Source organism: Blastococcus sp. PRF04-17 (assembly GCF_023016265.1).
Lineage (GTDB): Bacteria > Actinomycetota > Actinomycetes > Mycobacteriales > Geodermatophilaceae > Blastococcus_B.
In genome coordinates, this window is sequence record NZ_CP095412.1 from 2,878,316 (window position 1) to 2,898,549 (window position 20,234).

At 66.4% G+C, this 20,234-nt stretch carries 19 protein-coding genes and 1 pseudogene; 5 read left to right on the forward strand and 15 right to left on the reverse strand.

The window, feature by feature from the left end; translation table 11 throughout:
* Positions 1-719: 719 nt before the first annotated feature.
* Entirely contained in the window at positions 720-1,430 is a 711-nt protein-coding gene (locus MVA48_RS14545) for a hypothetical protein (RefSeq protein ID WP_246981390.1), read from the forward strand.
* Between the two features lie 39 nt (positions 1,431-1,469).
* Here MVA48_RS14545 and MVA48_RS14550 read toward each other — a convergent pair whose 3' ends face one another.
* From MVA48_RS14550 to MVA48_RS14555, 4 genes are all read right to left on the reverse strand, one after another.
* Complete coding sequence (locus MVA48_RS14550) at positions 1,470-2,447, reverse strand: glycosyltransferase family 4 protein (protein ID WP_246981392.1); 978 nt, start codon at positions 2,445-2,447, stop codon at positions 1,470-1,472.
* Positions 2,448-2,463: 16 nt separating this feature from the next.
* Positions 2,464-2,943: a glycosyltransferase gene (locus MVA48_RS23555; RefSeq protein ID WP_371821248.1), complete on the reverse strand. Its 480-nt coding sequence runs from the start codon at positions 2,941-2,943 to the stop codon at positions 2,464-2,466.
* Positions 2,898-3,557 carry a glycosyltransferase gene (locus tag MVA48_RS24260; RefSeq protein ID WP_371821150.1) on the reverse strand — a complete coding sequence of 220 codons (660 nt, stop codon included), beginning with the start codon at positions 3,555-3,557 and terminating at the stop codon, positions 2,898-2,900. Before MVA48_RS24260 ends, MVA48_RS23555 begins: the two co-directional genes overlap by 46 nt.
* Before the next feature lie 87 nt (positions 3,558-3,644).
* A complete protein-coding gene (locus tag MVA48_RS14555) occupies positions 3,645-4,370 on the reverse strand; it encodes a glycosyltransferase family 2 protein (protein ID WP_371821151.1) in 726 nt (241 codons plus the stop codon).
* Positions 4,371-4,737: 367 nt separating this feature from the next.
* Between MVA48_RS14555 and MVA48_RS14560 the strand changes: the two genes are divergently transcribed.
* On the forward strand, positions 4,738-5,571 hold the full coding sequence (locus MVA48_RS14560) for a glycosyltransferase family 2 protein (protein ID WP_246981393.1): 834 nt from the start codon (positions 4,738-4,740) through the stop codon (positions 5,569-5,571).
* Between the two features lie 34 nt (positions 5,572-5,605).
* Here MVA48_RS14560 and MVA48_RS14565 read toward each other — a convergent pair whose 3' ends face one another.
* From MVA48_RS14565 to MVA48_RS14595, 7 genes are all read right to left on the reverse strand, one after another.
* On the reverse strand, positions 5,606-6,610 hold the full coding sequence (locus MVA48_RS14565) for a polysaccharide pyruvyl transferase family protein (protein ID WP_246981395.1): 1,005 nt from the start codon (positions 6,608-6,610) through the stop codon (positions 5,606-5,608).
* A gap of 137 nt (positions 6,611-6,747) precedes the next feature.
* The gene (locus tag MVA48_RS14570) at positions 6,748-7,509 is read right to left on the reverse strand and encodes a hypothetical protein (RefSeq protein ID WP_246981397.1); all 762 of its coding nucleotides are present in this window, start codon (positions 7,507-7,509) and stop codon (positions 6,748-6,750) included.
* Between the two features lie 423 nt (positions 7,510-7,932).
* Positions 7,933-9,165, reverse strand: a complete 1,233-nt coding sequence (locus tag MVA48_RS14575; protein ID WP_246981399.1) for an IS256 family transposase — start codon at positions 9,163-9,165, stop codon at positions 7,933-7,935.
* Between the two features lie 225 nt (positions 9,166-9,390).
* Complete coding sequence (locus MVA48_RS14580) at positions 9,391-10,854, reverse strand: lipopolysaccharide biosynthesis protein (protein WP_246981401.1); 1,464 nt, start codon at positions 10,852-10,854, stop codon at positions 9,391-9,393.
* A gap of 434 nt (positions 10,855-11,288) precedes the next feature.
* Complete coding sequence (locus tag MVA48_RS14585) at positions 11,289-11,693, reverse strand: hypothetical protein (RefSeq protein WP_246981403.1); 405 nt, start codon at positions 11,691-11,693, stop codon at positions 11,289-11,291.
* Entirely contained in the window at positions 11,660-12,325 is a 666-nt protein-coding gene (gene nrfD, locus MVA48_RS14590) for an NrfD/PsrC family molybdoenzyme membrane anchor subunit (RefSeq protein WP_246981405.1), read from the reverse strand. Before nrfD ends, MVA48_RS14585 begins: the two co-directional genes overlap by 34 nt.
* A 1-nt stretch (position 12,326) precedes the next feature.
* The gene (locus MVA48_RS14595) at positions 12,327-13,391 is read right to left on the reverse strand and encodes a 4Fe-4S dicluster domain-containing protein (protein WP_246981406.1); all 1,065 of its coding nucleotides are present in this window, start codon (positions 13,389-13,391) and stop codon (positions 12,327-12,329) included.
* 45 nt (positions 13,392-13,436) lie between these two features.
* Between MVA48_RS14595 and MVA48_RS14600 the strand changes: the two genes are divergently transcribed.
* A complete protein-coding gene (locus MVA48_RS14600) occupies positions 13,437-13,703 on the forward strand; it encodes a ribbon-helix-helix domain-containing protein (RefSeq protein ID WP_246981408.1) in 267 nt (88 codons plus the stop codon).
* Positions 13,700-14,044: a type II toxin-antitoxin system PemK/MazF family toxin gene (locus MVA48_RS14605; RefSeq protein ID WP_246981410.1), complete on the forward strand. Its 345-nt coding sequence runs from the start codon at positions 13,700-13,702 to the stop codon at positions 14,042-14,044. The genes MVA48_RS14600 and MVA48_RS14605 overlap by 4 nt, the downstream gene beginning before the upstream one ends.
* 98 nt (positions 14,045-14,142) lie before the next feature.
* Here MVA48_RS14605 and fdh read toward each other — a convergent pair.
* Positions 14,143-17,376, reverse strand: a pseudogene (fdh, locus tag MVA48_RS14610) (formate dehydrogenase).
* A gap of 307 nt (positions 17,377-17,683) precedes the next feature.
* Here fdh and MVA48_RS14620 point away from each other — a divergent pair.
* Positions 17,684-18,523, forward strand: a complete 840-nt coding sequence (locus tag MVA48_RS14620) for an SGNH/GDSL hydrolase family protein (protein WP_246981416.1) — start codon at positions 17,684-17,686, stop codon at positions 18,521-18,523.
* A gap of 3 nt (positions 18,524-18,526) precedes the next feature.
* Here MVA48_RS14620 and MVA48_RS14625 read toward each other — a convergent pair whose 3' ends face one another.
* From MVA48_RS14625 to MVA48_RS14635, 3 genes are all read right to left on the reverse strand, one after another.
* Positions 18,527-18,745, reverse strand: a complete 219-nt coding sequence (locus MVA48_RS14625; protein ID WP_246981418.1) for a hypothetical protein — start codon at positions 18,743-18,745, stop codon at positions 18,527-18,529.
* Positions 18,746-18,799: 54 nt separating this feature from the next.
* Positions 18,800-19,012 carry a hypothetical protein gene (locus tag MVA48_RS14630; protein ID WP_246981421.1) on the reverse strand — a complete coding sequence of 71 codons (213 nt, stop codon included), beginning with the start codon at positions 19,010-19,012 and terminating at the stop codon, positions 18,800-18,802.
* Positions 19,013-19,098: 86 nt separating this feature from the next.
* Complete coding sequence (locus MVA48_RS14635; protein WP_246981423.1) at positions 19,099-20,058, reverse strand: hypothetical protein; 960 nt, start codon at positions 20,056-20,058, stop codon at positions 19,099-19,101.
* Positions 20,059-20,234: the final 176 nt, after the last annotated feature.

Sequence of the window (20,234 nt, forward strand, 5' to 3'; positions counted from 1 at the left end):
CGACGACGCGCCACCGCGCAGACTAAGTCACGGTGGCTGAACCGACCGAACGAACTCACCCACCCGAGGGGGCGCCCTCTACCTCGATAGTGCTCTACACCGAGCGAACTGGTACTCAGGGAGTCCGTACGCTCCGCTCGGCGGTCCACGCGTGGAGATTCCACTCGACTCGCGAAGGGAGAGTGGCCCTCATCGCCGTTCCGGCCCCCCGTGGGCGTTTCATCAGGTGGCTCCTACAACCTCACGCAATCCTTCTCATCGCAGGGGCGTGCAGCATCCTCGCGTGGGCAATCCCCACTGAAGGGATTCCCCGTGGGTTCCTCAGGCGCTCCTCCGCAGACCTATTTAGCATCAGCCTTGTAGCCACCTGGTACCTAACAGCGGCGAGCATTACCTTCTTAGGGTATCGCCTCGGGCGCGGGGCCCGACCCATCGGCGCGCTCAACACTACAACTAACGAGACCATTTACCGCCGGCTAACCTTCCTGGCAACCATCGGAGTGGCGTACTCCTGGCTGCGAGTCTCCCTAACCGTCGATGTAGCGGCAGCGCTCAGGGACTCGACCGGCAATCTGCTCGCACAGGCTCTTCCAGAAGGCGCGGGGGTGCAGACGCTCCGCTATCTTAGCGCCTTGACTGCAGGGGCAGCGATCCATCGGTGGGTGAAGCGCGGGTGGCGCCCGGATCTGCTACTGCCCGTCAATCTGATACTCGTAACTATGACCGCACTGCTGTCTTCGCGGCTGGTGTTTATTCTGGCAGTTGTCATCTCAGTTTATCTTATTTCGCGGGAGAATGATTTCCGTGGGATGCGCTTGAGTACGGCTATTGCTGTGGCTATCATGTCCTTCGCCGCGACCACCCAGCTGAATTATCTACGGAACGCGAACTATTATGAAGCGCAAGGCATAAGCAACCGCTGGCTAATGAACGTTGCTGAGATTCTCGCATACCTCGGCACACCCGCCCAAGCGTCCTTCGGTATCGCCAACGCAATGGGCAACGGGAGCCTGCCGCATCCTTGGTCTGGCGTCAGTGACCCCACGCATCTCCTCGTCCCCACGTACTTCACATCCTCGGGAGGCGGTGGAGGGGGTATACGTTACGCTGGTCTAGTTGATGTAGCGCCGAATCTTACGACCAATTCGATCTTTGCCGATGTCGGATCGCAATCAGGTCTCGCCGGGCTCGTTCTCGTTCTCGTCGTCATGTTCTTCGCCGCCATTTTAACTGGCCATTTATCCCTATATCAGAACTATGTCGCCCTAGCTGCCGGCGCGTTGATTTACGCCTTTGCCGAGGTGTGGCGAGTGTACTTATTCAACGCTGGGATTCTGCATGCCTTAGTGCTTGCGACCCTTGTCGCTGCGATACCAGTCTTCACTGGAGCCCCTCGCCACCCCCCAGCAAGGAACGTGTCCGCAAACTGAGCGTCTCTTTTTGCCCTTATGCGCAGAAGGCGCCTGAGATTAGGCGATGCCTCGCCGCCTCAACTCGGCCACAACATGGGAAGCAACGCCGGACCACGAGTGTCGGCGCGCGACTTCCTTTCTCGCTTCCGCTGCGCTGGCACCCGAAGCCGCTGCCTGCTGAATGGCTGAGGCGAACTCCTCATGGTCGTCGCTATCGCGGACATGGATTCCGAGTGGGCCCACAACCTCAGCGAGCGCATCGGCGCAGTAGACAACCGGCTTGCCCAGGGCCATGGCCTCCACACCCGGAAGACCGAAACCCTCCATACGCGAGGGGAGTGCGACGACACTAGCGCCCGCATAGAGCCCCGCAAGCTCGCGATCAGACATACCTACCCGGAAGGAGAAGCGACGATCGATCCGATCGCCTCCTATCGCCCGGCCATCCGCCTCAGTTATCCCGACACATACGATCCGCACGTCGTCGGGCAGTAGCCGGGCTGCCCTTACCATAAGGGTGAAGTTTTTGTACGCCTTAGAGTTGCCGATGCACAGCACATATCCTCGATCTGCTGACTCGGCCGCCGCTGCAGCCGAGAGGAATGTGGCGGAGCAACCGTTTCCCGTCACGACCACCGACGATGCATCGACTTCCAACAGTTCAACGATTTGCCGACGCGAGAACTCGGACACCGTGAACACCAGCCCTGAGCGCTGGATCACGGGTGAAACTAGTCTCTTGTAGAAGACGGTCCGGGCGGGACTTCGCTCCGTCTCCACGGCCAGATGAATCAGATCGTGGACCGTGAGCAACTGAGGAACACGCGAGGGCCATCCGGGGTGGAATCCGGGCGAGTACAGCGCGGAGGCTCTCCGGAGCCACGTGGCAAGTCCCAGCGCCAAGAGGTCGTGGTGGCTGGGCGCCGCGCCGCTTACCAGATGGTGGTCAAAATGCGCTGCAACACGAGGCACCACCTCGCGGGCATACCGACCGATCCCATGATTACCTGCGTATCGACCGTCGATCAGCAGCACGGCATAGCCTGGCGCATCAGAATCCTACCCATTCGCGGAATCTCGCGGCGAAAGAGTGATACGAGAATCGTTCCGCATTAGCGCGACAGTCAGCGGCGGCAAGCGGCGATGCTCTCTCCACGCCGCTTGCAAGCTCCGCCGCGGTGAGAGAATCCACCAAGGTACCAGTGACACCATCGATCACCGTGTCGAGCGCTCCACCGGCGCGAGGGGCCACAACCGGTGTACCCGCAGCTTGCGACTCAACCGGCACGATCCCGAAATCCTCCACGGCTGGGAAGACCAGAACGCTGGCCCGTCGCATGAGCTCCCTGACAACCACGTCCGACGGCTTCCGAAGGATCAACACAGGAACTGCCGCCGCCCCTGCCAATTCGCGCAGGCGCGATTCGAGCGGCCCAGAACCAGCGATGACAACTGGCTTGCCGAGCTCTTCCCCTGCGCGAATGACTAGATCGAGTCTTTTGTATTCGATCCACCTAGAGAAGCCAAGCAGGAAGCCGTCGCTGAGGGGAAGATCGAGCGAATCGTCTCGCCCGGGGCTAAAAAGCGGGTGTCCACCGGTGGATGAATCACGGTCGCATCGACACCCCACGACTCCTGAATACGACGGGCTACCTCCGCACTGTTCGCAGCCACTGCGGTCAATCGACGTGCTGCAGCTCGGTCTACGCGCTTGAGGGCCGGACGCAGGACTTTTACAGGCCAGACATTGCCACGCGGATCCAGTGCCGGCGACCACACATAGCGGGCAGGGGAATGAACGTAGGCCAGGTGCCTCCGGGCAGTGCGACCAATTGAGTTCTGGGTCGCGAACGCGTGGTGAGAAGTGATGACGGTGTCATAACTTCTACCACTACGCGCCTGTAACAATCGCCAAGCGACCGGCATCATCGGAAGAGTCAGAGACCTGCGATCGCGGAATCGTTTGTGGTCGAGCCAGGTAGTGAGCACTTTCCTTCCGCTTAGGTCAAGCGGAACGCCTGGCTGAACGCTGAGAGCGTAAAGATCCGCGCCCGCGTAGAGCTGCGCGATCGCCTCAAATACCTTTTCGGATCCTGCCGCGGCGGACACCCATTCGTGCACAATCGCGAGAGATTCTTCAGTCATCGCCGCATTCCAGGACACTCGTGCTGCATCGACCCGCGCCTGTGTCGGATACGCAGGCCATCAAGAGCCGCCAGCAATGGGGTTTAATCATCGTTCTACGGCGACTTCGGTTGGGCGAGCGAAAGTGAGACCAAGGAGCCCCTCCAGCCTTCCGACCAGAACCGCGACACCGTCCAAAGCCTGATACTCACCTCTGTGCCGGAGGCTGAACGTCGCTCCGGCGGCGAGTGCACGAAGGCTCCAAGCGACACCGTATCGATGCATCCGCAGGATGCGGCCATACCCGCGGGCATACCCCCGCAACTTTCGCCGTCGCTCCAGACGACTCAGACCTTCAGCGTCACTGAGCCCTCCGATACGCACTTCTGGCAACCAGGCGAATCCCTCAGTTCCGTACCTGAGGAGGTACCTTAGAAAGAAGTCCGTTTCCTCTCCGGACTGCCAAGGTGTCGCCGCCCCCGTCCCCAGCGTCTCATCGAAACCACCGAGATCACGGAAGATCGATTGCCTAACAACCATGGCCGGCAAGATTATCGACCATACGTTGTGTCGGTTCAGTCGGGTGCCGCGAGCGGGGACGCGCAGCCTGTCCCCGAATCGGTCCACGACCGTGACACAGCCAGCTTTCGCCTCGCCCAGTTGTTGATTGATCTGGTCAAGCGAGTCTGGATGGAAGACCGTCGTGTCATTTGGGAACAACAAGACGTCAAGCGTGCCCGGGAGGGCAGCCTCAGCAACGTTCCGCCCCCTGGCTGCTCCGCGAGCCGAGCTGACGAGGCGAAGGTCAAGTCCCCGGGAGGCGAACTCGCCCACCAATGCTTCCATGGACGCAAACTCGCCCTGCGCGCAAATCGCCACCACGAATCGCTGATGCGTCTGGTCCTCCAAGGACGACAAGAGGCTCCTCATCGCCGACGTTCGACCGATCGTTGTCACGACGATGCCAAACGATGACTCAGGACGGGGCGGTTCCGCGCTCCCATGCATGCTCGCCTCCCGTCGAAAGCTTACGTGCCTGCGCTCCGTCCGCCCCGCCCCCAGTGGGACGGCGTAAGCAACGCACCCAGTGGGGAGCGAAGAGCGAGATAGGTCGCCGCCGCTGAGAAGAGCGGCGACGATGCCACGAGTATGGTCCCACCTGCGGCTGCACACCTGACGAACCTCGGGAGGTTGGGTCACCGTGGCGATCTCTTTTATCGTCCGGACCTTCAACAGTATGGCGACGTTGCCAGACTGCCTGGCGAGCATCCACGCCCAAACCGTGCCCCACGAGATCGTCGTCGTGGACAGCGGATCCTTCGACGGCACAGTCGAGTACGCGCGGGCGCACGCGGACGTTGTTCTTGAGATTGCGCATGAAGAGTTCACATACGGCCGGGCCCTCAACTTGGGCATGCAGGCGGCTCGACATGCCATTTGCGCCCCCCTCAGTTCCCACTGCGTGCTCACATCACCCGAGCACGCGGCGATCGCCCTGGCCATCCACGAGGACCCACGCGTCTGTGCAACCAATGGCATGCTATTCGATCCAGAGGGCCATCCACTCACCAGCACCTACTTTGAAAGACGATGGAGTGGCGGGCTCGGCTACTCACATCACAGTGCGACGGTGTCTCGGGCCGTGTGGCAACAGGAGCCGTTCAACGAAGGGTTGACCGCCAGCGAGGATAAGGACTGGGCGAGACGTGTACTCCGGGGTGACCGGATCATCGCGTTCGATCGACGACTGTTCGTGAGTAGCGCTCATAGGCGAGGACAAGGCATCAGGGCGCTTCACGCCCGTGGACGGCGGGAGGGGGAAGCCGACGCTCGCCTGCGTTCCGATCTAGCGGACTCTCCCGCCAAGGCCTCGCTCCGCGCCTGGCTGCACGACCTGCCCAAGCCTCGCCGATATCCTTACCTGGCATATCTCGTGTATCCGAAGCGGCTGGTGGAGCTGCACGGCCGATATCTAGGCTACCGGGTCGCTGCAGTGGATGTGCGGTCGCGCTCCGCCGAGAAAGGCGAGCCGTAGAGACACCCTTTGACCCTTAGCGCTCGCTGCGTCACTATTGGTCAAGTAGCTGCCGGGCAAGTTCCACCGCTTCATCCATGGACGCTGCGAAACGCGTTCCGGAAAGCTCGTGGCCGTACTCCCGATATATGGCGGACACCTTTCCGTAACTATTATCCAAGGCTATGACGGGGATGCCGGAGAGCGATGCCAGCACCATGGCGTGAAGACGGTCCGTTATGACCACGCGACCGCGACCTAGGACCCGCCGAGCGAAGAATACATTTGCTCTGGCCATCGCGCCGGCATTCGCACTAACGATGCCGTAGACGCTGGCGCCAAGAGTTCCGAGTCCACGCGTCAGCGCCTCAGGGACCAACATCATTTTCCATAGCAGCGTCCCGTACCCAGGCGGGAACCGCCAGTCGGCCCGCGCTACTGTGACGCCTTCCATTGTTGGAAGGATACGAGGCACGGCTTCCGTGTCATTCCGGAGCAACAGCATGATATCCACATCCGGCCGACCAACCCGCGAGAGAGGCCCCACCCCGTAGGCCGCATCAGGGCAGAACCGGGTCTTCACGCCGGGGAATGCCGCTCTGGCTGCCGCCAAGGACACCTGATCCCGCATCAGCAGGGTCAGGTCCGGATGGGCCTCGAATACACTTCGAGCGGCGTCCCGCCTTGCCTCGTTCGAAAAGTTGATGCTCTGAGGCAGTTGGATGATCCTCCGGTCAGGGAAGGTCGCCACAACGGCCTCGCGCATTTCCTGATGAGGCAACCAGCGATCACCGAGGTTTCCGCCACCGGTGATGAGCAGTGGTCCCGATGGATGCAACTTGCGCAATTGCCTCGCGTCGAAGCCGAACTGCGAAGCCTGATAGCGAACCCTGCACCCCAGAGTGCGCAGATAGTGCAACTGCCCCAGCCAGATAAGAGCGTCGCCGGCGTTCTGGTACCTCGGGTAGTCCAGTAGGGCGACCTCCGTCCCGACTGGACCAATGACACTTCGGAGAACATCCTTGGTCTGATCGCGAATACCCTCGAGTGCTGATGCCAAGTTGCAGTCCTCCAGTCTCCGTTGAGCCATCTACGACCCAGTGCCGCTCGCAGTCCAGGGGCCGCTTCCGACCAAACGTCCGAATGTCGTACGGATTTGGCGCTGACGCGTCCGCGTCAAGTTGCTCGGTTAGCTGATCAATGGCGCCGCAGGCGGGAGGCTCTTCGAACGGTCGTCCACACGGCATGTCGCACTGGGCCAATGCGGAGGCGCCAGCGAAGCGCTGCTGCTAAATCCGGATCCGAACCCTGCGTTTCAAGTTGAGCGAGAGCCTGCTGGGTGAACGTCTTCTGTGCAGTGTCGCGTAGGACGCCGAATCGCACTCTGTTGAGGTTGAGCGGACGATCAAAGGTAGTGAAACGCTCAATGGCACCGAGCGAGCGAAGCGCGATCATCGTCCGAGTGCACTTTTCGCACTCGCAACAATTGAAGCGACCACCTCGGTTTTCCCAACAGACTCGCAGGTGATGTGCTGCCGCCGAAGACCGGACAACGAGCGAGAGCTTATCTAAGCGGGTTACGCCCGCACCGTCATGCACCAGTTGCACCGCGCCACTCCAAAGCGGATCCGTCATCGGATGAGATCCCCACGGGAACACGTCGCGGTATGTGTAGGTGGCGGGAATTAGAACTTTCTTAAACAGCCCGGAGAGGGTATGCGCTACCGCCGCCATGGCGGCGCCGTGCGTGAAGCCCCAGTCACCCCCCAGAGGCTCGTGCCGCCGCAGGTCAGTCTTCACTTCAACGAGTGTCTTGCCGAGGGCCGCAGCAGCCTGACGTGCATTGTCGGAAGCCTGTTCTCCCAAGAACTCGTCATCCAGAGAGATATCGAATCCGTGGACGAAGATCAGTGCGTCAATCTCATCAAGGTTGGTCAGGGCTGTGAAGAAGCTATCCACGCCTCCACTAAAGAAGGCCCCAACCAGATCCCCACTCGCTCGAGCCTCGGGACGCGGTGTCCTAAGCTCGACCGGGACGCTATCGAACCAGTTCGCGAAAATCGCCTGCTGCGTCGCTAAGTGATCAAGCAAGTCCGCTGTTGGTGCAAGATCGACTGACACGGGACGTCCTGCACGCAGGGCTGGGACCAACGCCAGGGCAAGCTCGGCGTCGCCCACAGCTCGCACCGCAGGTTCGCTCGACTCAATCGTCACAGGTGCACCGTCAAGGTTGAACGTGACCGATCGGTCTGAGACGTGGACCAACCTGACGCTCAAAGGCTCCCCGCTCATGCCTACATTGAACCAGGCGCCGCGATGCGCGGGTGACGTCCCGCTGAGTGGTGGATGTAGTCCTCACCGTGTTGGTCAGCGGTGTGGTGACTATGAGGCCATGAGGGCTGGCTGCGCCACCTCCTTGTCGGACTGCTTGGGCCGGGTGAGTAGGGCCATGGAGCCTTCGGAGAGGTAGCGGCGGTCGGAGACCTGCCATTCGTCGTGGGCCTCGACCAGGACGGCGCCGGCGAGGCGGAGCAGGGCTTCGGGGTTGGGGAAGACGCCGACGACGTCGGTGCGCCGCTTGATCTCCTTGTTCAGCCGTTCCAGCGGGTTGGTCGACCAGACCTTCTTCCAGTGCGCGACGGGGAAGCCGGTGAAGGCCAGCAGATCCTCCTCGGCGTCGCGCAGCAGGGCCTCGACCTTGGGGAACTGGCGGCCGAGCATGCCGGCGATGACGTCGAGCTGAGAGTGCACGTGCTCGGCGTCGGGCTGGGCGAAGATCGTGCGGATCGCGGCGGCGACCATCTCGCTGTTGCCCTTCGGTACCTGGGCGAGCACGTTGCGCATGAAGTGCACCCGGCAGCGCTGCCAACTGGCACCGAGCAGCACCGCGCCGATGGCGGCCTTCAACCCGGCGTGGGCGTCGGAGATGACCAGCTGCGTGCCAGCCAGCCCGCGGGCCTTCAGCGAGCGCAGGAACGCCGTCCAGAACGCGCCGTCCTCGGAGTCGCCGACGGCGAAGCCGAGGACCTCCCGGTGCCCGTCGGCCGCGACACCGGTGGCGATCACCACGGCCTGGGAAACGACCCGCCGGTTCACCCGCGCCTTGCAGTAGGTCGCATCCAGGAACACGTAGGGGAAGGGCTGCTCGGCCAGCGAGCGGTCGGCGAACGCACTGACCTCGGCGTCCAGATCGGCGCAGATCCGGGAAACCTCGGACTTGGAGATGCCGGTGTCGGCGCCCAGGGCGCGCACCAGGTCGTCGACCTTGCGGGTGGAGACGCCGTGCAGGTAGGCCTCCATGACCACCGCGAACAGCGCCTGGTCGATCCGCCGGCGGCGTTCCAGCAGCGAGGGGAAGAACGATCCGGCGCGCAGCTTCGGGATCCGCAGCTCCAGATCCCCGGCCGTCGTGGACAGGGTGCGCGGGCGGGAGCCGTTGCGCTGCGCGGTGCGGGCCTCGGTGCGCTCGTGCGGGCCGGCGCCGATCACCGCGGTGAGCTCGGCCTCGATCAGGGCCTGGTAGATGGTTGTGGCCGCCGACCGGATTCGGTCGTCGACATCGGCGGCCTTCAGTGCCTCGAGCACCTCGAGCAGGGCAGACTGGTCCAGGGCCATCGTGTGCTGTGTCCTTCCGCGAGAACCATTGGCGTGGTCTCGCTGACCATCACACGATGGCCCCTCGCACGTGATCAACCACGCGGTCAGTGGCCTGGACTTACACCACCCCGGGGGACGTCACCGATGCGCGCATCCGGCTCTACGGCGATCGGCTTACTCCTTGGCGATTGCTTGATGCCTCGCGCAACAAGCCAGGCTTGCCCGGTACACAGCCGTAACGACCTACGACGTGCGCAGCCGACCCAGGAGGCGGATGAGGCCCGGAAAGAACGTCCGGTCGCGGAGATGCAGACAGCCAGCAAATGCCGACAGGCCGGCGGCCGTGGCCAGGGCGAGCCGCAGAGTTGCCGGCGCGGTGTCGAGCGCTAACGACAGACCGGTCGATACGATCGCAAACGCGATCGATGCCAGTACCGGGTCGAGCCATTCCCGCAGCAGCATCCGGAGCCGGATGCCGATGGCAATCTTGAGCGTCGCGAGCCGAAGCGGCGAGATTGCGACCGCCCGCAGGGCAATGGCTGCGGCGACAACGGTTAGGCCATATTGTGCTCCGATCCCACTGGCAAAGAGGGTTACGATTGCCGCAACGCCCATAACCAGCAACTCGAGACCAGGGCGGCCCGCTGCATATAGGACGCTCCGGTTGAAGAAGTTTACAGAATTGACTATCCCTGCGATGCATAGCCACTGAAACAGCGCGACGCTTTGGCTCCACTGATCCCCGAAGACGAGTGGAATCAATACCGGCGCCCACATAAGCATGGTCAAGAAGAGGGGAGCTGCGCCACTCAGGCTGACCTTAGTCGCCCGAGCAAACGCCCTGGCCGTCCGGTCACGATCCGCCTTTATTCTGGCGAAGATTGGCAAAGCAAGAGCATCGAGGACCCCGGTGATTGTTTCTTGTAGGACGGATAGCAATCTGTGGGCGATAACATAATATCCAAGGGCGGTCGTGCCCAAGATGGCGCCCACCAAGAAGTTGTCGCCGTACTGGAGAACCACCGTGGCTAGCTCAATGGCTAGGAGTTTGCCGCTGAACTTTGCGATGCGACGGAGGCTATGGACTTGGGGCCTGAAGGTTGGCCGGATGCGCGCAGCAATCCACATGACGGTGGCCGCGACGAGCGCCTGGGTGATGCTTTGTCCCACCAGCGCCCAAACTCCGGCACCGGAGAAGGCCATGGTGAGCCCCACGATAGAGCCAGCGACCGCCGAAACTATGGACCTTAGGGCGATAGCCCTGAAGTGGAGTTCCTTCAGGAGAAGCGCCTCCGGGACGACGCTTATGCCTCTAATCACAAGCAAGGCAGCCATTACGCGTAGGACCGGCGTTATTCCATCTACGTGGAATATCCCAGCGGCCAGTGGAGCGATTAAGAGCAGCAGAGTCGCAGGAGCAAGTCCAGCGAGCAGCCCGAGCCAAAAGCCGCTCGCCCTCGTCCGGGCGTCGAGCTTCTCCTCGAGGACTAGCGCTGGAACGAGACCACTGTTAGTGAAGACCCCCAGGAGCATGATCACTACCTGGGCGGCCGCGACGATGCCGAACGCTTCGGGGCCTAACAGTCGTCCGAGCAGCGCGAATGTAATCAGCGACAGTATGCGCCCCAACCACTTGTCAAGAGCCGACCAAGCGGCGCCGCGCACAGCCAGCGTGCCTAGGTCCTGCCTATGCTCTGACTGCGTCACGGGGCCATTTTGGCAGACCCTCGAGGAGATCCGGCACACCAGGGGTCTCCCCTATGCGAAACAAGGTCAGGATCGGCTGCAACGGATGCCATCTTCCGGCATCACCATTCCTACTGCGCCAGCGGGCGACATCTGTCGACGTGGCGTTTGGACCCCTTATGCCAGCGAGAGGCGATTGCGCATGAGCGGGCGTCGCCGGGGCTGTCGCCATCCGGGCCGACTCACAGCTTCTGGTTGCCGGGAGGCCGACGTACATGCGGAAGTCCGAGATGTCGTTCTGCGCTGGGTCCCTTCAGCCACCGTGTCGCGGGAATAGGTCAGACGGCGGACGGCGGGCGATCGGCCCGATGGACCTCGTGGTCTGGGTGGGACTCCTCGTGTTTCGTCTGGCAGGGAGGAGCGGCAATGTCTGCATCGGATCCCTGCCGTCACTCTCAGCGGGGAACGGAGCGAACCTCGCCGACGCGGGCGGCCAGTCGTTCCTTCTGCGGGACGACGATGTACTTCGGATCCTTGGTGCTGGCGATCCCCGCCTCGAAGACACCGAAGCGGGTGAGCAGCGAGCCGGCCGCCAATAGCGTTCCTGACGCAACCCGCCCGGCACGCCAGCGCCCGGCCACGACGGCGAGCCCGAGCCCCGAGGTGGTGCACGCCTTCGCGGCTCGCATGAACTTGCCCGGCCGGCCCTCGTGATACGGCTCGGACAGGATGCTGTCGCTCTCCTCCACGCCGCGCACCGCGACCAGCTCGATGCCCGCGCCGAGGATCGCCATCTTGCGCGCCGGCTCCGACTCGCTCAGCGGCGTCAGCGCCATGCAGATGCCGCCCCCGGCGGCCATCGCCGATGCGCCGAACACGTACGGCAGCTTGCCGTGGAACTCGTGCCACGACGGCACCGCGGTGTTGGCCAGCAGCACACCGGTGTAGGTGGCCAGCGGCCCGCCGAACAGCGCCGCCACCACTCCCCGAACCGCTTCAGCCGCGGGAACCAGCCCAGCAGCTCCACCGCGGCCGTCGCCCCGGCCGCCGCGCTGAACGGCGACAGGATGTAGGTGCCCACCGACAGCGGCGACGTCGGCTTGAACACCCGCAGCATGTGCAGGAAGCGCTCCGGCCGCCCGAGGTCGTGCACGAGAAACACCACCGACGCCATCGCGCCACCGGCCGAGGTCAGCCGCGCGACCTTCGTCAGCTTCGGCCGGCCGGTGACGTCGGCCAGCGCGGCCAGGATCGACGACGAACCCGCCGCACCACCGAGGAACAGGTACAGCGGCACGTCCGGCGACTTCCACACCGGCGTCTTGACGATCTGCCGCCCGTAGTACGAGGTGAACTCGACGTCGTCGACCATCGGCACCTCGCCGCGGCCGCGCCCACCGCCGCGCCGGCGGCGCTTGCCGGTCCGCTGCGTGGCCGGGCCGCGGTCGGCCTGGCGCCAGCCGGCCTCCGGGCTGGTGATGCCGCCGGTCATGTCACCTCTTCCTCGAGCCGAGCACGGCCGTGAGCGCGACCCCGACCATCATGACCGCCGCCTTGCCCGCGGCCTTCCACATGGCCGGCAGGTCGCGGGTGGTCACGATCGGGTCCGGCGGCAGCCCGTAGACCTCCGGCTCGTCGAGCAGCAGGAAGAACGCGCCGGCTCCCCCGACGCCGTCGTTCTCGTCCCGCCCGTACAGCCGTGCGGTCTCCACGCCCTGGGCCTGCAGCGTCGCCAGCCGGGCGTCGGCCCGGGCCTGCAGCTCGTCGAGGTCGCCGTACTGGATCGACTGGGTGGGGCAGGCGGTGGCGCAGGCCGGCTGCAGCCCGTCGGTCAGCCGGTCGTAGCACATCGTGCACTTGAAGACCCGGCCGTCGTCCTTGCGCTGGTCGATGACGCCGTATGGGCATGAGGCCACGCAGTAGCCGCAGCCGTTGCAGATGTCGCCCTGCACGACGACGGTGCCGAATTCGGTGCGGAACAGCGCCCCGGTCGGGCACACGTCGAGGCACCCGGCGTGCGTGCAGTGCTTGCAGACGTCGGAGCTCATCAGCCAGCGGATCTGCTTGTCCGCGCCGCTCTGTCCCGTCTGCGGGTCGAACTCGCTCAGCGCCTCGGCGTTGAGCACGCTCTGCTGGGCGTTGGCCAGGCTGACGTCGCTGCCAGACTCGGCGGGCGACGGGCCGCCGTCCTGCCGGTCGTCGCCGGGGCGCCCGAACGTCGGCATCGGCAGGTCGACCGCGCGGCTCTGCTCGATGAACGCGACGTGCCGCCACGAGTTGGCACCCAGCTGGCCGGTGTTGTCGAAGGACATCCCGGACAGGCCGATCGCGTCGCGGACGCCGTGCGAGTCGTCCATCGGCAGCGTGTTCCACTCCTTGCACGCCACCTCGCACGCCTTGCACCCGATGCAGACCGACGTGTCGGTGAAGAACCCGACCCGCTTCGGGTGCTCCTCGACGTAGCCGGACTGCTCCGCCACGTCGGGCACCGGCCCGTACAGCCGGTTGCCCGGGTCGCGGCCGGTGAACGCCGCGCTCACCGAGCTGATCGTGGTCACGCGATCTCCTTGCTGCGACGGTCATACCGAGTCATACTTCTCGACGTGAAGACGGCCATCTCCATTCCGGACCACACCTTCGCCGAAGCCGACCGCCGTGCCCGCGAGTTGGGGCTCAACCGCTCGCAATTCGTCACCAGGGCGATCGAGAGGTACCTGAACGAGTTGGCCGAAGGCGACGACCTCACCGACCGCATCAACGCGGCCCTGGACGCTGCCGGTCCGGAGGACCCCGACGACATCGCCGTTCGCAAGGCGGCCACGCGGGCAGCCTTCGCCCGGCTCGATGCCGAGGACGGCGGCTGGGCGTGATCCAACGGGGCCAGGTCCGCTGGGCAGATCTGGGGCCACCCCGCGGGAGCGCACCCGCACTGCGGCGCCCGGTGCTCGTGGTGCAGATCGACCGGCTGTCCCGCTCTCGGATCGCGACGGTTGCGGTCGTGATCCTGACGTCGAATCTGCGCCTGGCTGAGGTGCCGGGCAACGTCCTCGTGAAGCCGGAGGACTCCGGCCTGCCCGACCCTTCGGTCGTCAATGTGAGCCAGCTGGTCTCGGTGGACAAGGCATTCCTGGACGACCAACCTCGAGGTCTGCTGCCGCTGGACGTCATGGCCCGCGTCGATGCCGGCCTGCGGCTGGTGCTCGGGCTCTGAGCTCCGTACGCCGTGCTCCCTCATCGTCCCGCGTCCTCCCTCACCGCACACCATGCGGGTGGACGCGCCATGATCAGGGACCCTGATCCCAGCGGGGATCACAGGTGCGAACCCTCTCCTGCCTCGGCGGCGACCGGGTCCCGGCCGTTCACGCCCACCCGGCCGGAGTCGACCCCGGCCCGCCGCCGGTAGGACTCCACGAACTCGATCAGCTCGGGCCCGCGCGGGCGCCGGCCGGCCACGATGTCACAGCTGCTGACCTTGGACTCCTGGATGTGCGTGTTCGGGTCCATGACGATGCCCAGCAGGTCGTTGGCCGCGTCGCCGGTCGAGATGCCGGCGTAGGACCAGTGGTAGGGCATGCCGATCTGGTGCACGACGGTGCCGTCGCGCAGCCTGATCGGCCGCACCCGCTCGGTGACCAGCACCTTGGCCTCGACCGCCGTCCGCGCGCTGACCAGCGTGGCGTACTCGTTGTTCCGCAACCCGCGCAGCTCGGCGAGCTCCGGGCTCACCTCGACGAAGAACTCCGGCTGGAGCTCGGCCAGGTAGGGCAGCGTGCGGCTCATCGCACCGGCCGTGTGGTGCTCGGTGAGCCGGTAGGTGGTCACCTGGAACGGGAAGACGTCGCTGCGCGTGGGGTTGGCCCGGTTCCACGGCCCCTCGATCTTCTCCAGCGTCGGGTTGTCCTGCTGCTTGTAGAGGCCGTTCTCGACCACCGACTCGGCCGGCTCGTAGTGCGTCGGCAGCGGCCCGTCGACCAGCCCCGCCGGCGCGAACAGCCACGCCTTGCCGTCGCCCTGCATGACGAACGGGTCGTTGCCGGCCAGCGCGTCCTGCGCCCGCGCGCCTTCGGGCGGCACGTAGTCCGGCCGCTTGTTCTTCTCGAAGTCGGGGATGTCCAGCCCGGTCCACTCACCGGCGTCCTCGTCCCACCACACGTACTTCTTGCGTTCGCTCCACGGCTTGCCGTCGGGGTCGGCCGAGGCACGGTTGTAGAGCATCCGGCGGTTGAGCGGCCAGGCCCAGCCCCACTCGGACGCGACCGGGCCCTGCTCCTTGCCGGGCTTGCGCCGCCGCGCCTGGTTCACCTCGTCGGCGTAGACGCCGCAGTAGATCCAGCAGCCACCGGTCGTCGAGCCGTCGTCCTTCATCTGCATGTAGGACGACAGCGCCCGGCCGTCGGGGCCGACGCCGTTGATCTCGCGCAGCACGGCCTCGGCGTCCGGCTCCCGCCGCTCGCCGTGCATCGGGTAGTCCCAGGTGAGGTCGAGCAGCGCGCGGTCGCGCGGATCGGTCGAGTCCTTCAGCCGCTCGCGGAGGATCCGGCCGAGGTGGAAGTAGAACCACAGGTCGCTGCGGGCCTCGTTGGGCGGCTCGACGGCCTTGTCCCGCCACTGCAGCACGCGCTGGGTCTGGGTGAAGGTGCCTTCCTTCTCCACGTGCGTGGCCGCCGGCATGAAGAAGACCTCGGTGCCGATCGAGTCGGGCGACAGCTCGCCCGTCTCGTGCTCCGGGCCCTCCTTCCAGAAGGTCGCCGACTCGATCATCTGCAGGTCGCGGACGACCAGCCAGTCGAGGTTGGCCAGCCCGAAGCGGTTCATCCGGCTGTTCGGGTGCCCGACGCCCGGGTTCTCACCGACGAGGAAGTAGCCCGAGACCTCGCCGCGGATCATCGCGGCGATCGTCTGGTACGAGCTGTGGTCGCCGGTGATCCTGGGCAGGTAGTCGAAGCAGAAGTCGTTCTCCGCCGTCGCCGCGTCGCCCCACCAGCTCTTGAGCAGGCTGACCATGTAGGCGCGCTTGTTGCCCCAGAAGCCGGCCTTGCCGGCGGCGTCGGCCACGTACTCCTCGAGGCTGCCGTGCTGCAGGGCGTGCGGCATCGGCAGGTAGCCCGGCAGCAGGTTGAACAACGTCGGGACGTCGGTGGAGCCCTGGATGCTGGCGTGCCCGCGCAGCGCCAGGATTCCGCCGCCCGGTCGGCCGATGTTGCCCAGCAGCGTCTGCAGGATCGAGCACGTGCGGATGTACTGCGCGCCCACGCTGTGCTGCGTCCAGCCCACCGAGTACACCCACGCCGTCGTCCGGTCGCGGTTGCTGTTCTCGGTCACCCACTTGGCGACCTGCTCGAAGACCGCGGGTTCGATGCCGCAGACCTCGGAGACCATCTCCGGCGTGTAGCGGGCGAAGTGCCGCTTGAGGATCTGGAACACCGTGCGCGGGTGCTGCAGCGTGTCGTCGCGCTTGGGCTTGGCGGGGATCGGCGGACCGCCGCTGCCGGCGGCCTGCGCGCGGTCGGCGTGCTGGACGTCGGGGTGGTCCTCCAGCTGGTCCTGCTCGGCGGCCTCGGCCGGGTTGTCCGACCCCGAGTGGGGCGGCTCCTCGGGCTGGTACTGCCAGCTGTCCTCGTCGTAGGTCCGGCTCTCGGGATCGAACCCGGAGAACAGGCCGTCGAGGTCCTCGGCGTCGACGAAGTCCTCGCTCACCAGTGCCGCGGCGTTGGTGTAGGCGGCCACGTACTCCTTGAAGTACAGCTCGTGGGTGAGCACGTAGTTGATCAGCCCGCCGAGGAACGCGATGTCGGTGCCGATGCGCAGCGGGACGTGCAGGTCGGCGATCGCGCTGGTCCGGGTGAAGCGCGGGTCGATGTGCACGATCTTGGCGCCGCGCGCCTTGGCCTCACCGACCCACTGGAAGCCCACCGGGTGGCACTCGGCCATGTTCGAACCCTCGATGACGATGCAGTCGGAGTTCGCCAGGTCTTCCAGGAAGTTGGTTGCGCCACCACGGCCGAACGAGGCACCCAGACCGGGCACCGTCGCGGAGTGCTATATGCGCGCCTGGTTCTCGATCTGGATCGCGCCCAGGGCGCTGTAGAGCTTCTTCATGAGGTAGTTCTCCTCGTTGTCGAGGGTCGCCCCTCCGAGGCTCGCTATCCCCATGGTGCGGTTGACGCGCTTGCCGCCGTCCTCGTCCTGCCAGCCCTTGCGCCGGGCCTCCAGCACGCGGTCGGCGATCATCTCCATCGCTGTGTCGAGGTCGAGGTCCTCCCACTCCGTCCCGAACGGACGGCGGTACTTGACCGTGGTGACCCGGGTCGGGCTGGTGACCAGCTGCTTGCTGGCGCTGCCCTTCGGGCAGAGCCGGCCGCGGTTGATCGGTGAGTCCGGGTTGCCCTCTATCTGGACGACCTGCTCGTCCTTCACGTACACGTTCTGCGCGCAGCCGACGGCGCAGTACGGGCAGACGCTCTTCACGACGCGGTCGGCGGTCGCGGTCCGCGACACCGTCGCCTCGGTGCCCTTGCTGCGCGCGGCCTTGCCGCGACCCATCGGGTCGGTGCCGGTCAGCTGCCGGTATACCGGCCACGCGTCGAGCCAGGTCTTCACATACGGGACTCTGCCATCCGGAACCGGATCTGGCTCGGCGACGGACGCCCGCGTTCGGTGAGGTCAGGAGCGGTGGCTCAGCGAGCCGCGGGGCGGTCCTCCTGCACACCCCCGTGGACGACGGCGTCTCCTCGGTGCCCGTCGTCCAGCGTGGTCGGCTCGCGACCTTGGGTACGCGACTGTCCGGTGCCGTTCCGCCCCGGCCCGACACCGGGGCGATGGCGGTAACGGGTCGGTAGCGTCCCGAATCGTGGCAGCGCGGCCCGGTCCACCGGGCTTCTTCCGCAGCCTTCCGCTGCCGAGCCGTCGAGAGGCCGCGGTGATCGCCGCGGTCCTGCTGGTCACCGGACTCCTGGTGGCCGGGGCTGCCTGGCACGCGAGCAATCGCACGATTCCCACCTACGAACCGCCGGTTCGCGCCGGCGCACCTCCGTCGACGACCACGCCGACGACCACGCCGACCACCACGCCGACCACCACGCCGACGACGCAGCCTCCGGTCGACCGGGCTCCGGTCCTCGCCGTCTACGGGGACTGGTACGTGTCCGGGACCGATGAGGGGGGCAGTGGTGCGGCCGGGTGGCCGGCGATCGTCAGCCAACGGCTCGGCGCCGCGGGGCCGTCGGTCCACGCCGTCCCGGATGCCGGATACGTCACGGCATCAGCCGTCACGGGAGACACCATCGTCTCGCTCGTCGAGGACGCCCCCGAGCCCGCGGCCGACGTGACGATCGTCTTCGGCGGCCGCAACGACTACGCCGCGGCACCGGCCGAGATCGCCGCTGCGGCCACCCGTACCTTCGCGGCTATCCGCGCCGCGGCACCGCAGACCCGGCTCCTGGTCATCGGCCCTGTCTGGCCGGAGGAGGTCGTACCGCCGGAACTGCCGCCGGTGCGCGACGTCATCCGGCAGGCGGCGGCCGCCTCAGGTGCGGCCTTCGTCGATCCGCTGGCCGAGCGGTGGCTCGTCGACAGTCCAGGCGCGATCAGCACCGACGACATCAGCCCGACCGACGAGGGCCACCTCCGGCTGACCGATCGGATCGAGCCGCTGGTGCGCCGACTGCTGGCCGACCGGGCGCCGCGGTGACGGTCAGCAGGAACCGACGAGGGCGCTCTCCAGCGGTCGCCGCGCGCCGCAGGACGAGCAGAGCTCGTAGAGCTCCACGTCGGGGCTCCAGACGGGGTTGAGCCACGCCAGCCCCTGCCGCACCGAACGGGATTCGGTGACGACGGCCTCGCCGTGCCCGCAGAGGCCGCACGGCCGGTCCGGGAGGACGAAGAGTTCGGTTCGCTGACGCCGCTGTTGCACGCAGTGAGGTTATCGGTACGGACCGTTCCCGTCCACGGTTGTGCCGGCTCTCACTCAGATGCGCCGGCCGGCCTCGGTCCGGTGCTTGGCCCCGCATTCCCGGCACAGGTCGTGGGTGCGGGGCGAGGACTTCCACCTCGGGTTGAGCCAGTCGACGCCGTGGCGCACCAGGCGCGACTCCACGGCCACGACGTCGGTACCGCCGCAGATGCCGCACGGGAGCGGACTCGGTCCGATCTGGACCGCCCGTCGCTGGCGAACCTCCATGCGGAGCATCGTGGCAGCGCACGGAGTCGTCGCGGTTGCTCCGCGATCACCAGTTCGCGACTTTCTCGTGCCGCATCTCCGGCCGGTCACCCACCCAACGGCAGGGACTGCGCGCCGACGACCGGTGCGGGGTCGGCCGGTGCGGGCAGCGCCTCGGCCACCGGCTCCACCACCTCGGCAACGGGCTTGGCAACCGGCTCGACCACCTGGGCAACCGGCTCCGTGACCGGGGCGACGGCCTCTTGAACCGGCTCCGCCACCGGGGCGACGGCCTCCTGGACCGGCTCGACCACCGGCGCGGTCGCTTCCCGGACCGGCTCCGCCACGGGCGCCACCGTCTCGCGCACAGGCGCGACGACCGGCTCGGTCACCGGTCGCACCGGCTCGACCACGGGCTCGACCACGGGCTCGACCACGGGCTCGACCGCCCGCACCACCGGGTCGGTCACCGTCCCGCTCGGAGCGGGCCCGCCCCCGTCGCCCGGCGCGGGCCCCGTCGCCGGCTCCGGTGCCGACGTGGGGGCGGGCGACTGCCCCGCCGGCCCGCCCTGCTGCGGCGCCGTCGATCCCGCGGGCGCGGCGTCGGTGCCGGGCGGCGTGGGCTCGCCGGAGCTCGTGGGCGCCGTCGTGTCGGGGACGGCGTCCGGCGACCACGTCGTGCGGGCGAGAACAGCGCCACCCGTCAGGCCGTCGCAGTAGGCCCCCGCATCGAACAGGCCCCACCGGGTGCCGGCCCAGCTGTTCCCGACCCCGCCGGAGCCCTGCCCGATCCGCTCGAGGTCGGGCGCTGCGGGAGTGCCGCCGCCCGGCCCGCCGGACCAGGAGGGTCCGGAGGCCTGCGGCGGTACCGCGGTCGCGTGCCCGACGACGTGCTGGCCGGTCAGGGCGAGCGCCAGGGCGCCGGCGGCGAGTGCGCCGCTCGCGCCCCACAGCGCCGGCACGAGCTTCTCCCGTACCGCTTCCGGCGGCGCCTCGCCGGCCGCCCGGTGCCGTCCTCCCGATCCCGCCCGCCCGGACGTCTGCCGGCCCGAATGCCGCCCGCTCATGTTCTCCCCCTGTGCGCTGCGCCGTGGTGCCCTGCAGCACAGGCGGGTACGAGTGCCGTACCGGCGCCTGCCCCCGTGGTGCCGCGCGTGATGCCCGCGGTACCCACCGGTGCCCGCATCACGCACCCGTCTCGAAACTCGCGGCGCAGGCGCGTTCACCCCGACGGGTGACAGAT